This window comes from Arthrobacter sp. MDT1-48-3 (genome assembly GCF_054511015.1).
In genome coordinates this window covers 1-12705 of record NZ_JBTNDL010000007.1, presented here as the reverse complement: position 1 = coordinate 12705, position 12705 = coordinate 1, and the positions used below count along the sequence as shown (strand labels likewise).

Annotated in this window: 16 protein-coding genes and 1 other RNA gene; 15 read left to right on the top strand and 2 right to left on the bottom strand. The window is 64.6% G+C overall.

Annotated elements, in window-relative coordinates; all coding sequences use genetic code 11:
* The first annotated feature begins 102 nt into the window (after positions 1-102).
* Genes ACX80L_RS14095 through ACX80L_RS14085 form a run of 3 tightly spaced genes read left to right on the top strand, consistent with a single transcriptional unit; the run spans position 103 to position 1586 of the window.
* Positions 103-588, top strand: coding sequence for a hypothetical protein (locus ACX80L_RS14095; RefSeq protein WP_459290381.1), 486 nt, complete (start codon positions 103-105; stop codon positions 586-588).
* Positions 569-1141 (top strand): helix-turn-helix domain-containing protein, encoded by a 573-nt coding sequence (locus ACX80L_RS14090; RefSeq protein WP_459290379.1) that lies wholly within the window; start codon positions 569-571, stop codon positions 1139-1141. The genes ACX80L_RS14095 and ACX80L_RS14090 overlap by 20 nt, the downstream gene beginning before the upstream one ends.
* Positions 1128-1586, top strand: a complete 459-nt coding sequence (locus ACX80L_RS14085; protein WP_459290377.1) for a hypothetical protein — start codon at positions 1128-1130, stop codon at positions 1584-1586. Before ACX80L_RS14090 ends, ACX80L_RS14085 begins: the two co-directional genes overlap by 14 nt.
* Before the next feature lie 154 nt (positions 1587-1740).
* Here ACX80L_RS14085 and ACX80L_RS14080 read toward each other — a convergent pair whose 3' ends face one another.
* Complete coding sequence (locus ACX80L_RS14080) at positions 1741-2544, bottom strand: phage major capsid protein (protein WP_459290549.1); 804 nt, start codon at positions 2542-2544, stop codon at positions 1741-1743.
* Positions 2545-2576: 32 nt separating this feature from the next.
* Between ACX80L_RS14080 and ACX80L_RS14075 the strand changes: the two genes are divergently transcribed.
* The 6 genes from ACX80L_RS14075 (at position 2577) to prfB (ending at position 6805) form a co-directional block, all read left to right on the top strand.
* Positions 2577-3011 carry a hypothetical protein gene (locus tag ACX80L_RS14075; protein ID WP_459290375.1) on the top strand — a complete coding sequence of 145 codons (435 nt, stop codon included), beginning with the start codon at positions 2577-2579 and terminating at the stop codon, positions 3009-3011.
* A 119-nt stretch (positions 3012-3130) separates the two neighbouring features.
* A complete protein-coding gene (locus ACX80L_RS14070) occupies positions 3131-4054 on the top strand; it encodes a toll/interleukin-1 receptor domain-containing protein (protein ID WP_459290373.1) in 924 nt (307 codons plus the stop codon).
* Between the two features lie 164 nt (positions 4055-4218).
* On the top strand, positions 4219-4617 hold the full coding sequence (locus tag ACX80L_RS14065; protein ID WP_133080907.1) for a TadE family protein: 399 nt from the start codon (positions 4219-4221) through the stop codon (positions 4615-4617).
* 130 nt (positions 4618-4747) lie between these two features.
* On the top strand, positions 4748-5218 hold the full coding sequence (locus ACX80L_RS14060; protein ID WP_459290371.1) for a hypothetical protein: 471 nt from the start codon (positions 4748-4750) through the stop codon (positions 5216-5218).
* Positions 5122-5601 (top strand): pilus assembly protein TadG-related protein, encoded by a 480-nt coding sequence (locus tag ACX80L_RS14055; protein ID WP_459290369.1) that lies wholly within the window; start codon positions 5122-5124, stop codon positions 5599-5601. The genes ACX80L_RS14060 and ACX80L_RS14055 overlap by 97 nt, the downstream gene beginning before the upstream one ends.
* Before the next feature lie 88 nt (positions 5602-5689).
* Positions 5690-6805: a peptide chain release factor 2 gene (prfB, locus tag ACX80L_RS14050; protein ID WP_133080905.1), complete on the top strand. Its 1116-nt coding sequence runs from the start codon at positions 5690-5692 to the stop codon at positions 6803-6805.
* A 112-nt stretch (positions 6806-6917) separates the two neighbouring features.
* Here the strand turns inward: prfB and rfbA are convergent, their stop codons facing one another.
* Positions 6918-7808, bottom strand: a complete 891-nt coding sequence (rfbA, locus tag ACX80L_RS14045; RefSeq protein ID WP_459269532.1) for a glucose-1-phosphate thymidylyltransferase RfbA — start codon at positions 7806-7808, stop codon at positions 6918-6920.
* 256 nt (positions 7809-8064) lie between these two features.
* On the opposite strand from rfbA, the gene ftsE reads away from it, so the two are divergent.
* The 6 genes from ftsE to ssrA all read left to right on the top strand — a co-directional run bounded on the left by ftsE (position 8065) and on the right by ssrA (position 12612).
* Positions 8065-8769 carry a cell division ATP-binding protein FtsE gene (gene ftsE / locus ACX80L_RS14040; protein ID WP_133080903.1) on the top strand — a complete coding sequence of 235 codons (705 nt, stop codon included), beginning with the start codon at positions 8065-8067 and terminating at the stop codon, positions 8767-8769.
* Positions 8766-9680 carry a permease-like cell division protein FtsX gene (gene ftsX, locus ACX80L_RS14035; RefSeq protein ID WP_208741535.1) on the top strand — a complete coding sequence of 305 codons (915 nt, stop codon included), beginning with the start codon at positions 8766-8768 and terminating at the stop codon, positions 9678-9680. Before ftsE ends, ftsX begins: the two co-directional genes overlap by 4 nt.
* Positions 9681-9684: 4 nt before the next feature.
* Positions 9685-11217, top strand: coding sequence for a peptidoglycan DD-metalloendopeptidase family protein (locus ACX80L_RS14030; RefSeq protein ID WP_459290367.1), 1533 nt, complete (start codon positions 9685-9687; stop codon positions 11215-11217).
* Positions 11218-11288: 71 nt separating this feature from the next.
* A complete protein-coding gene (smpB, locus tag ACX80L_RS14025) occupies positions 11289-11762 on the top strand; it encodes an SsrA-binding protein SmpB (protein ID WP_133080900.1) in 474 nt (157 codons plus the stop codon).
* A complete protein-coding gene (locus tag ACX80L_RS14020; RefSeq protein ID WP_133080899.1) occupies positions 11759-12136 on the top strand; it encodes a hypothetical protein in 378 nt (125 codons plus the stop codon). The genes smpB and ACX80L_RS14020 overlap by 4 nt, the downstream gene beginning before the upstream one ends.
* A gap of 108 nt (positions 12137-12244) precedes the next feature.
* Positions 12245-12612: a transfer-messenger RNA gene (gene ssrA, locus ACX80L_RS14015) on the top strand.
* Positions 12613-12705: the final 93 nt, after the last annotated feature.

Below are 12705 nucleotides of genomic sequence, written 5' to 3'. Positions count from 1 at the left end.
CCTGTGATTGACTGCACGTGAGGCGCCGAACCATATACTGCGATTACGCGTTGCACTGGTACCAAGGGGGGTTTACGTTTGTGTAAAGTAGGACGAAGGCATGTGGCGGTAGGGGAGGCTCATGTCATCTGCTGTGCCGTCACGAAGGACGGCACCACCTCCCCTGCATCCGAGGCCCTCGACAAGCTTGCGGAAGGGGAGTGGGAAAATCACAACTCGCCCTCATTGCCGGACGACTGCCAAATCGACCTGCATGACCAGTTCTTCGCGATCTGTGAGTACTTCGCAGACAACGGGGAGCCACCCACGCTCTACGACATAAATCAGCTTGGATTCGGGATGTGGGAGTTCCGGGCCGGCTGGCTTCGAGCGGCGTTCTACGACACGGACGGTGCTGGCAACTACGAAGCCAAAAATACCCGATTCGGTCTACATAATCAGGATTGGGACGAAATTCCCTACTTCTCCCCACAAATTAGGTTGACGCTGTGCATGTCAAAGAAGCATATGAAGGCGGTGCCAAAAGAGTTGGCATATGCAAGACAGGTTCGAACGGAGGATTTGCATCATGACAAAGAAGCCAGCTGACATGTCCCTGGTGGAGCTCCGAGAACAAACTTCAAAGGGGCAGCAAGGCATGGCCGCAGCCCGTCTCGCGCTGCGTGTTCGCGCGACGTTACTAAATGCTCTAGGCGCAAGCGGGCTGTCGCAAAAGGAATTATCGGAAAGACTAGAGGTTGGCGAAAGCCGTGTCTCGCAAATTCTGCATGGCGACGGAAATGTTCAGATCTCGACGCTGGCGAAGGTATTGCGCGCGCTGGGATACACGATCGAATTTAAAGTCAACCCGGTCGACTCATCGGTGCCCCCACTGCCCGAACGTCGTTCCAGGCGACAGCCAGCGGGCGAAAAGAAACTTACGGATACAGTCACGGTTCTTCGCGGAGGACTCCAAGGATTCCAGCTTCACTCAATCGACTTCACGGTTACTCCAGAAGACAATGAGGCATTCTACGTGGTGACTACACGGGATCATACAACGTCGCTTCGGTCTGCGGGCTGGGATACGAAACTAGCCAATCTTCGAGAGCCGGCTGAAGGCGTCACTACGAGGGAGGTAAAAGTAAGTGTCGACTCGTGATAGCGAAACTGTTGATACCAGCAACGTTGATTACCAGCTGAAGTCTGTGACGCTCGATGATCTGAAGGTGACGACCGAATACTTTCATTTCCCACACCCAAAGAAAATTAACTTGTCCTACTCAGTATCAGAAGCTGAGCAACTCCCTGCGATGCGGGTGACTTCGATATCTGTTCAACTTGCAAATAACGAAGAAGAAGTCGTGGCAACAATCGACTGTTCATTTAAAGTTGACTTCGTTATTGGCGATGCCGAAAAGCCTGATGATTTCGATGAACAGCTAAATCTAGTTGCAACGCGAATCAGCTACCCCTATCATCGGCAGCTTATCTCGGACATTGTGAGCCGTATGGGTCTTCGCCCGACTTTCCTGCCCGCGGTTCCTGATGTGCTCTGGCAGCAGGAAGAAATAGTGCATAACAAGGACTTAGAGCAGACCGTTTAATTTTGAAGAAGGGGCCCTACTCGGCGAAATTGTCGCCAGGTAGGGCCCCTTCTGTCATTCATGGCGCTGGCTGCCTGGTTGCTGCGGCCATCGTTCCCTGATCGGACTAGGACCGAAGTTAGGTCCTTCCGGGGTGACGTTGACGCCGGTACTGCTACGCCGTCAGGTCGACGACGCGCAGGGTCTTCAGGCTCACCAGTTCCAGGCCCACGCGGATTTCCGCGCACATGACGGTTTGGTTCTTCCTGAACAGGTCAGTCGGCGCCGGTGCCGCCGTCGTGCCCAGCGTCGTGTGGAACGGGTTCCACGCCAGCTGCAGGCTGTTTCGGTAGACCAGGTGGATGGTGGTCAGGTCGCCCACGACGGCCTGCCCGGCGGGGAGCCCGGGGACGAGTGTCACGGGCACGTTCCATAGAGTGCGGGCGACGGCCTGGCCGGGCGCCTGCGGCAGCAGGAAACGGCCGTCAGCGTCCAGGAGGGTTTTGATGTCCTCCCAGTCCGTCGGGTTCAGGACGATGCCGGTAGCGGCGACGCCGGCGGTTTCGAGTTCGTCCAGCGCCAGCCGGATCGACAGGAGCTTGTTTTGCCGGAACGCGGCCTGCTGGACGCCGGTCGTCGTGAGGATTCCGAGCTGCTCCGTGCCGTTCTCGGACACCCCACCGTTCAGGATGAAGTTCGACACCGCGGCGTCGACGCCGTAGGACATTTCGACGGCGAGGAAGCTTTTCAGGTTCCCGTAGTCCTGCAGCCACTGCACCTGCAGGGGCTCGGAGACGTGCGCGATCGTCGCGATTTCCCAGGTCACCGGCTGAAGTTCGTACCTTGATACGGGCTTCAGGGCCCCGTTGACCACGGGGGCGGCATTGTTCTCGCGGACGGTCTGGCGCAGGTACGACCCGGACGGGGTTTCGACGGGCCGGGACGCGATCGCGTTCAGCAGGTGGTGCGCCGCCCTCAGTCGAGAAACGCATGCACGAAGGCGGGTACGTCATGGTCCACATCGTGGAAGACGCCGTCCGCGAATGGGACGACGCGGCCGCCGAACACATAAACCAGCGCGTCATCCCTATCCAGCCCTCCACCACACCCCAGCAACAGGGCGCCCGCATCATGGCTAACCTGCTGAAGCTCGAGGACCGGTTGGAGAAGCTCACGCATAAGATGCTCGACGGGACCGTGCCTGACACCACGTACCGGAAGATGCGCGACGACATACATGCCCAACGGGAATCCCTCCAACGGGATCTGACGATCGCTTCCACACCCGTCGTTGAGGAGTCAGACGTCGTCGCTCTCTCCCGGGACTGGGACAGCATGACCGTGGACGCGAAGCGCGACATCCTTGCCCGCGTCATCGACCATGTAGAGGTGACCCCGCAGCGGCCCTTATCAAAGGTGGTTGTCCACTCCCGGTTCACGGGGTGAGTAGCGGCTGCTGCTGTGCTCGGGGCTCGACCGCGCCTGGAACTTGGAGCTGTCAGTATCCGCGATTCTATTGCTAGGGTTGCTCAAAAATTAGGAATATCCAGTATTGGGGACTGATCTTGAAAGTATTTCTTAGTTGGTCGGGAGCGAAGACGAAGAGTCACGCCGTAGCTCGCGCTCTCGATGAGTGGCTCCCCACGGTCCTAAATGCCGTCGACCCATGGGTCAGCTCACGCGGTTTAGTAGCTGGGCTCCAATGGAACCAACAGCTAGACAAGGAGTTGGATGGCACAAGCTTTGGCATCATCGTTGTGACGCCCTGGAACCAACACTCCCAGTGGCTCAACTTTGAAGCTGGCGCTCTCTCCAAGCGAGTCGGCGGTTCGGAAGCCCGGGTTTTGCCTTTGCTGGTCGACTTTCCGAACGTGGCGAAGTTGACAGGACCTCTCTCGAGCTATCAATTTGTTCTGCCCACGAAGGTCGGCATCCATTCTCTTGTGGTATCTGTGAATCAAGCACTCGGCGATCAAGCGAGAGAGTTTGAAGCACTTGAGCGGGCATTTGAAGTTTGCTGGCCCGCACTCGAGTCGAAGCTCGAGGAGATAAAGAAGGACCTTCCTAGCGAAGAGGACCCCGCTACGGCGCCAACCCCGCAGCCCGCAGCCGCTGATGACTCTGACATGCTTAGCGAGATTCTGAATGCGGTGCGATCGCTCGCTCGCACCGATGCTCGGCTAAGCAACCAGCTACTACGAACCGCCGCCAGTACGGCCGAGTCTGACCGCTTGGAAGGGCTGAAGGCAAGGGCAACCGACCCCTCAAATAAGCTACTCAGTGACCGGATTGCCCGGCAGATAGACAAAATGGGTTACTCAGTTGAGGCTGTCATTCGGGATCCGAGCGGCAAAGTGACGATCACGCTGCCACGTAATGCTCCCCCGGAGCAGGAGACGGATATCGTGAGGGGACTGGACTGGGCAAGATTCCACATCAAAAGTATGAAGTTCGAACCTAGCTACGAAGGTGACGACGCCGCTGTTTGAAGCCAGGCGGCCTCGGACACGTCTAGGTGAGAACTGATCACAGTCATGCTGATGTCGGCCGTCCTCGTCGCCGCACTGCTGGCGATCGCCGGTCCCGCGCTGTAGGGGCTGTGCAACCAGGCGATCGACCAGGTCTCCCCCTAGTGGTGCTGCGACACCGGAGAATGCCCCGGCACGACCCGGGCGATTCCTCGGACACCGAGCACGGCGCGGCCGTCGTCGATTTCGCACTGGTCGGCGGACTCCTGACCGTCGTGTTCATCGCCATCATCCAGCTGACCCTCGTGCTCCATGTCCGCAACACGCTCATCGACGCGGCCGCCTCGGGTGCTCGGTACGGCACACTCGCGGACCGGGACCCGCAGGACGCGGTGGGGCGCACCGAGCAGCTGATCCGCGGCTCACTGGCCGATGCATACGGGTCCGACATCTCGGTCGGGGAGAGCACCGTCAGCGGTGTCCGCACCCTCGAGGTGGTGGTCCGGGCACCCCTGCCGGTCATCGGCCTGATCGGTCCGGCCGGAGTCCTGGAGGTACGCGGCCATGCCGCCCTTCCGTCGTGACCCGGCAATCGTCCCTGCCTAGGGCCGGCGTGGCACTCGGAGCGCTGCCCGGCCCGGACGGTCGACGCGTGGCCGGACGGCGGGCCGGCGCCGGCACGAGGGGGAGAACGGCAGCGCCGTCGTCGAGTTCGTGTTCCTGGGCGTCCTGCTACTGGTGCCGGTCGTGTACCTCGTGCTGACCGTGGGCGCGCTGCAGGGTGGTTCGTTCGCCGTGGTGGGTGCCGCCGACCAGGCCGCGAGGGTGTACGCGGATGCACCGACCGCAGGGGCAGGGGATGCGAGGGCCCGCGCAGCCGTCCGGATCGCGTTCTCGGACTTCGGCTTCACGGCGGACCAGGCCGACGTCGACATCATCTGCAGCGAGGCGTGCCTCACGCCGGCTTCCACCGTGACCGTCGTGGTGCGCCTGGACGTCCCCCTTCCGTTGGTCCCCGCCATCGCGGGGTCCTCCTCGTCAGCCGCGACGGTGGACGCGACATCCACCTCGATCGTGGAGCGGTTCGGGTGCTGCGGGCCCGGAGACCGGAGGCCACCCCGGCACCCGGCGCGGGGCGGTCCGACGACGGGCAGATCGGGATCCTCGTCATCGGCTACCTGCTGATCTCCCTGCTGGTCGTCACCGTCGTGCTCGCCGTGACCGCCGTATATATAGAGCACAAGAAACTGCTGTCGGCCGCCGACGGCGCCGCGCTCGCCGCAGCCGACGACTACAGCATCGACGTCCGCGTCGGAGCGTCGACGACGCCGCTCCCGGTCCTGCAGGACTCCGGCGTCGAGGACTCCGCCGACGGCTACCTCTCGACCACCGGGGCCGACGCCCGCTTCGAGCAACTGTGCATCGATCCCGCCACGGGAGCAGCCGACGGGCGCACTGCCAGGGTCGTGCTCACCGCCGTCGTCCGTCCGCCGATCGTCAACTTCCTCGTTCCGGCCGGGATACCGATCATCGCCCAGGGCGATGCCCGTGCCGAGCTCACGCGCTGACGCGCAGCACGCCGCGTCGTCGCACCCGCGCGGCCGGCCAGGGGGGAGCGCGGTCGCGGCGCGGGGCATGACGTAGGCTGGAAGAACCATGGCAACCACTGATTTTCCCGCAGAGATCCGCGCCCTCCGCGCGAAGTACCAGTCCATCGAGCAGGTCTCCGACGTCGAGGGGATCCGTAAGGACATCGAGGAACTGAGCGAGGAAGCCGGTGCGCCGGACCTCTGGGACGATCCGGCGGCGGCGCAGAAGGTGACATCCAAGCTGTCCCATCGACAGTCCGCCCTGGAGCGCCTCGAGACCCTGGAGAGCCGTATCGACGACCTCGAGGTCCTCGTGGAACTGGCGCAGGACGAGAGCGACGAGGACACCCTCGCGGAGGCCGAGAAGGAACTCGTGTCGCTGAGCAGGTCCCTCGACCAGCTGGAGATCGTGACGCTCCTCGCCGGCGAGTGGGACGAGCGCGAAGCCGTCGTCACCATCCGCTCCGGAGCCGGGGGAGTGGATGCCGCAGACTTCGCCGAGATGCTCCTGCGGATGTACCTGCGCTGGGCCGAGCGCCACGGCTACCCGACCTCGGTGCTCGACACGTCCTACGCCGAGGAGGCCGGCCTGAAGTCGGCGACGTTCGAGGTCAAGGCGCCCTACGCGTTCGGCACGCTGTCGGTCGAAGCCGGGACGCACCGCCTCGTCCGCATCAGCCCCTTCGACAACCAGGGCCGCCGGCAGACGTCCTTCGCGGCCGTCGAGGTCATCCCGCTGATCGAGCAGACGGACGTCATCGAGGTCCCGGACAACGAGATCCGCGTCGACGTCTTCCGCTCCTCCGGTCCGGGCGGCCAGTCCGTCAACACCACGGACTCCGCGGTACGCCTGACCCACCTGCCCACGGGCACGGTGGTGTCCATGCAGAACGAGAAGTCGCAGATCCAGAACCGGGCCGCCGCCATGCGCGTGCTGCAGTCCCGGCTCCTGCTGCTCAAGAAGGAGCAGGAGGACGCGGAGAAGAAGGCGTTCGCGGGCGACGTGAAGGCGTCCTGGGGCGACCAGATGCGCTCCTACGTCCTCAATCCGTACCAGATGGTCAAGGACCTGCGCACCAACCACGAGGTGGGCAACACCTCGGCGGTGTTCGACGGCGAGATCGACGACTTCATCGACGCCGGGATCCGTTGGCGGACGAACAACCGCAACGACGAAGCCTGAGCGGACGTACACCCGGTCCGACGCGCACCCGGCTCGACGCACGCACCCGGCCTGCTGTGCAGCCGGGCGTCGCCGCATCCGGGTGTCGCCGCAGCCGGGACGGACGGCCGGCCTAGGGAGCGGGCGTCGCCACCCGGGCCTCGCGGCGGACCAGATCCTGCAGGTACTGCCCGTAACCGCTCTTGAGGAGCTTCTCAGCGCGGACCATCAGTTCGTCGTCGGTCAGGAGTCCCCGTCGCCAGGCGATCTCCTCCGGCACCCCGATCTTCAGGCCCTGCCGGTGCTCGATGGTCCGTACGAACGTCGACGCGTCGTTCAGCGAGTCGAACGTGCCGGTGTCGAGCCAGGCCGTGCCGCGCGGCAGGACCTCGACCTTGAGCCGGCCCGCATCGAGATAGCTCCGGTTGACGTCCGTGATCTCCAGTTCTCCGCGGGCAGAGGGCTTCAGTCCCTTCGCGATGGAGATGACGTCGTTGTCGTAGAAGTAGAGGCCGGGCACCGCGTAGTTGCTGCGCGGCTCGGACGGCTTCTCCTCGAGCGACAGGGCCCTGAAGTCCTCGTCGAACTCGACGACGCCGTACTGGCGCGGGTCGACCACGTGGTAGCCGAAGATCGCTCCGCCGTCGATGCCCGCGAAGCGGCCCAGGGTGGCGCCCATGCCCGGCCCGTAGAAGATGTTGTCGCCGAGGATCAGGGCGACGTCGTCGTTCCCGATGTGCTCCTCGCCGATGATGAAGGCCTGCGCCAGCCCGTCCGGCGCCGGCTGCGTCGCGTAGGTGATATTCGCCCCGCACCAGGACCCGTCGCCCAGCAGGGTCTCGAACTGCACGGCATCCCTCGGGGTCGTGATGATCAGGATGTCCCGGATGCCCGCCAGGAGCAGCGTCGACAACGGGTAGTAGATCATCGGCTTGTCGTACACCGGCACGAGCTGCTTGCTGATGCCCAGGGTGATCGGATGAAGCCTCGAGCCGGTTCCGCCGGCCAAAATAATTCCGCGCATCGCTTCATTCTGGCGTAGTTCCCGACGGTCGTGCGGGTAGGGCCGGCTCGTGTCGCTGCGCGCTCCGCAGCGGCGGCACCCGCCGGCCCAGCAGGACCACCCGGCGATCAGGTGCGTGGTGTGCGCCGGCACCGTGCGCGCGACACACCGCCCGGGTGACGGGCGCTCAGTTGCGCCGTCGTTATAGTCGAGAAGCCGGCGCTCCCTTCCCCCAGCAAATGCCCGTGCCCGGCGCACACATGGGCGCAGAGTGATCATGATCAGATTCGACAACGTCACGAAGAACTACGACTCCAAGTCGCAGCCCGCCCTCGACGCCGTCTCCCTCGACGTCGACCGCGGCGAGTTCGTCTTCCTCGTGGGCGCCTCGGGCTCCGGCAAGTCGACCTTCATCCGCCTCGTCCTCAAGGAGGACCGGGCGTCGAGGGGCGCCGTCTACGTGGCCGGCCAGAATGTCGCGAACATCCCCTCGTGGCGCGTACCCCGGCTGCGGCGCGGCATCGGCGTCGTCTTCCAGGACTTCCGCCTGCTCCCCAACAAAACGGTGTTCGCCAACGTCGCCTTCGCGATGCAGGTCATCGGCAGGAGCCGTGCCGTCATCCGCGAGACCGTTCCCGACGTCCTCGCGACCGTCGGCCTCGAGGGCAAGAACAACCGCATGCCCCATGAACTCTCCGGCGGCGAGCAGCAGCGCGTCGCGATCGCGCGCGCCATCGTCAACCGTCCCGGCATCCTGCTGGCCGACGAGCCCACCGGCAACCTGGATCCGACGACGTCGATGGGCATCATGAAGGTCCTCGACAGGATCAACCAGAACGGCACCACGGTGGTCATGGCCACGCACGACGACGACATCGTCAACACGATGCGCAAGCGCGTCGTCGAACTCCGCAACGGATCCGTGGTGCGCGACGACGCCCAGGGCATCTACGTGGGCGAGACCGGGGTACTGACCGGATGAGGCTCGCCTTCATCCTGTCCGAGATCGGCTCGGGCATCCGCCGCAACCTGTCCATGGTCACTTCCGTGATCCTCGTGACCTTCATCTCGCTGACCTTCGTCGGCGCCGCCGGGCTGTTCCAGCTGCAGATCAACCAGATGAAGGGCTACTGGTACGACCGCGTGCAGGTCACCCTCTACCTCTGCGTCGACAACTCCTCGGAGACGAGCTGTGCTGCGGGGCCTGTCACCGACGAGCAGCGCGAGGCGATCCAGGCGAAGCTCGAATCCGAGCAGTTCGCGCCGTACGTCGACACCGTCACCTACGAGTCGCAGGAGGAGGCGCTCGGCCACTTCCGGGACCAGTTCGCGAATTCGCCGATCGTCGACTCGGTGACCGCCGACCAGCTGCCCGAGTCCTACCGGGTGAGCCTCGTGGATGCGGAGAAGTACGAGGTCATCGACGAGGCCTTCTCCTCGGAGCCCGGCGTGGATGCCGTGAGCGACCAGCGCGACTTCCTGGAGGCGATCTTCCGCTACATGAACTGGGCGTCCGTCGTCGCGCTCGTGATCGCCGGGATCATGACGTTCTGCGCGATCCTGCTGATCGCCACGACCATCCGGCTCTCGGCCTTCAGCCGCCGCCGCGAGACCGGCATCATGCGCCTCGTGGGCGCGTCGAAGGCCGTCATCCAGCTGCCGTTCATCCTGGAAGGAGTGATCGCCGCCGTTCTCGGGGCGGTCCTCGCGTCGGCGACGCTCTGGGCAGCGTCGAAGTTCGTGATCGACGGCTGGCTCGTCGACACCTTCCCGCAGACGGCGTTCATCTCGTCCCAGCAGGTACTGCTCCTGGTTCCCGCACTCATCCTGCTCGGGGCTGTCCTCGCAGGACTCTCCTCCCTGCTCACCCTCCGACGATACGTAAAGGTCTAACCGCATGCCGCTCAGCGCCAGGGGACACGTGCGCCCACCAGGAACCTGGTGGGCCCGGCAGGACACGAGGACCTTCGTCGTCCGCGGTACCGCAGGCACCTCGATCGCCCTCGTCGTCGCGCTCGCGCTCGGATTCAGCACGCCCGTCGTCGCGGACGAACTCGACGACCGCAAGAGTGCGCTCGAGAACGAGATCACCGAGGTCCAGCAGTCCATGGAGTACCTGGACGCCGACATCGCCGAGACGATCGGCGCGCTGAAGACCTACCAGGGGCAGTTGCCGGCGGCGCAGCAGTCCCTCGCCGATGCCCAGGGCAAGGTCGAGACCGCGGTGGGGGAGGTGGAGGCCCTGGCGGTCCGCGTGGATCTCGCACAGGAGACCAGGAACAAGATCACCGAGGAACTCCGCGCCGACCAGCAGGAGATGGAGGAGACCCGCGAGGTCATCGGCCAGATCGCCACCGAGGCCTACAAGAACGGCGGGATTCCCACCAACGTGTCCCTGCTCCTGGGCGCGGAGGGGGTCGAGGACTTCACCGAGTCGATGGATCTGGTGGACCAGGCCCTGCGCAGCCAGAACGCCGCCATGGAACGCCTGTCCGAGCAGAGCGCGACCAACGCCGACAGCAAGGCCCGCCTGGTCGCCGTCGAGGCCGAGATCACGAAGCTCAAGGACCGGGCCGACGCGGCGCTCGCCGCCGAGCAGTCCGCCCGCGACGCCGCAGCGGGCGAGAAGGCGAAGGTGGACAAGCTCGTGGCGGACACCTCCGCTCTGTCGGCGACGCTGCAGGAGCAGAAGCCCGTGATCGAGGCGAAGCTGGCGAGCGTGGAGCAGGCCCAGCAGCAGGTGAACGCGGACATCGCCGAGCGGCAGCGCCGCCAGATCGAGGAGGCCCGTAAGGCGGAGGAGGCGCGCCTGAAGGCCGAGGCCGAGGCAGCGGCCCGCGCGGAGGAAGCGCGCCTGCGCGCGGAGGCGGAAGCTGCCGCAGCGGCGGAATCGGCACGGCTGGCAGCCGAGGCCGAGGCCGCCAACCGGCCGGCACCGGCACCCGTGGCGCCTGCCCCGGTGGCGCCCGTCGTCCCGCAGGTGCAGGCCCCGGTGGCCACGGCACCCAGCTCGTTCGGCCTGAACTCCCCGGTCAACGGCCCGATCTCCTCCGGGTTCGGCTGGCGTCCGACGCCGGTGGGGACCATCGACTTCAACGGCACGGGCGGCTACACGCACACGGGGATCGACTACGGTGTGGGCTGCGGGACGCCGCTCTACGCCCCCGCCGCCGGCGAGGTCTGGTACGCGGACTCGAACGTCCTGCCGGGCGCAGGCAACCGGATCGTCCTCAATCACGGCGTCGTGGGCGGCAACGCACTCGCCACGAACTTCTACCACCTGACGAGCTTCCTGGTCTCGCCGGGCCAGCGCGTCAGCGCCGGCCAGCTGATCGGCTACACGGGGACCACCGGCAATTCGACGGGCTGCCACCTGCACTTCGAGACGATGCTGAACGGCACACTCGTGGATCCGATCGGCCTGCTCTAGGTCGTAGGATGGAAGGCACTGTCCTCCCGCGGACCGCCGTCCGCAGCAGTGCCGCAAGAAGGAGTATCGCCGTGCCGAAGGAAAGTGGCCGGAAAGTGGTGGCCACCAATCGGAAGGCCTTCCACGACTACGCCGTGCTCGACACGTACGAGGCCGGCATCGCACTCATGGGCACCGAGGTGAAGTCGCTGCGCCAGGGGCGCGCCTCCCTCGTCGACGGCTTCGCGATCTTCTACGGCGACGAGCTCTGGCTCGAGGGCATCCACATCTCCGAGTACTCGCAGGGCAGCTGGACCAACCATGCCGCGCGCAGGAGGAGGAAACTCCTCCTGCACCGCGAGGAACTCACCAAGATCTCACAGAAGATCCGCGAGTCCGGCTTCACCCTGGTCCCTCTGCAGCTCTATTTCCTGAACGGCAGGGCCAAGGTCGAGATCGCGGTGGCGCGCGGCAAGCGTGACTACGACAAGCGCCAGACCCTGCGCGAGAAGCAGGACAACCGCGAGGCGCTGCGTGCCATGCGTGAGAAGAACCTGGGCGCGTGAGTGATGTCTTCTGGTCGGCGCAGGACGACGACGAGGAAGGCGAGCCCTCGGAGCTGAGGTACAGGCGGCCGTGGTGGGTGACCGCCGGCGCACTGGTCGACCTGCTCCTGCTGCTGATCGTGGTGCCCGCAGGAATCCTCTCCCTCCTCCCGTTCGTCTTCCTCGTCTACGTCTTCTTCGCGCAGGTCCTCGTCTGGATCTCCCCGGTGCTCATCCTGCTCAACGCGGCGATCTTCTGGTGGAGCTTCCGGCGGAAGCAGGCCGCGACCACGGCCCTGGCCGCACTCGGCATCGCCTTCGTCCTCCTCGCGTTCGTCGTCGTCCGGCTGTGGCAGTCGCCCGTCGTCGTCCTCGGACTCACGCTGGTGCGATAAGCGTTCTCCCTGGGCGAAGCGCCGAGCCGCACCCGGGCGGTGGGGTAGACTTGAGGAGTCACTCCGCCATCGGCGGGACGGCGCAGGGATCACTTGATAACTGAACATGGGGATGACAGGTTTCGACGATGTTAGTCGCGACAGGGGAAGCGGGCCGAGGATACAGGGTTATCTCGTAAACGCTCCTTGTAAAACAATAAGTGCCAAATCATCGCGCACTGACTTCGCTCTCGCTGCCTAGGCAGCCTAGCTAGTCCGTCAGACCGGGTTCGCTCTCGCCCCGGATCCTGGCGTCATTTAGAGGGCCACTGCTCCCGGTCCTCGTTGTAGGGACCGGGGGGACTCTTATACAACTGGGCTTGGCAGCCACTTGTTTGCACGATGGCTGGAGCCGAGAAAAACCGACGCAAACTGCGCCCGGAGAAGCCCTGACTACACTGCATCGGACGCGGGTTCAATTCCCGCCATCTCCACCACCACGAAGCGGGGCGGGGGGGAGCGGGGGGGGGGGGGGTGGTGTTTCTAGGGAAGCCTTTCTCGTTTTTTTTTTTTTTTTTGTTGGGAATCAT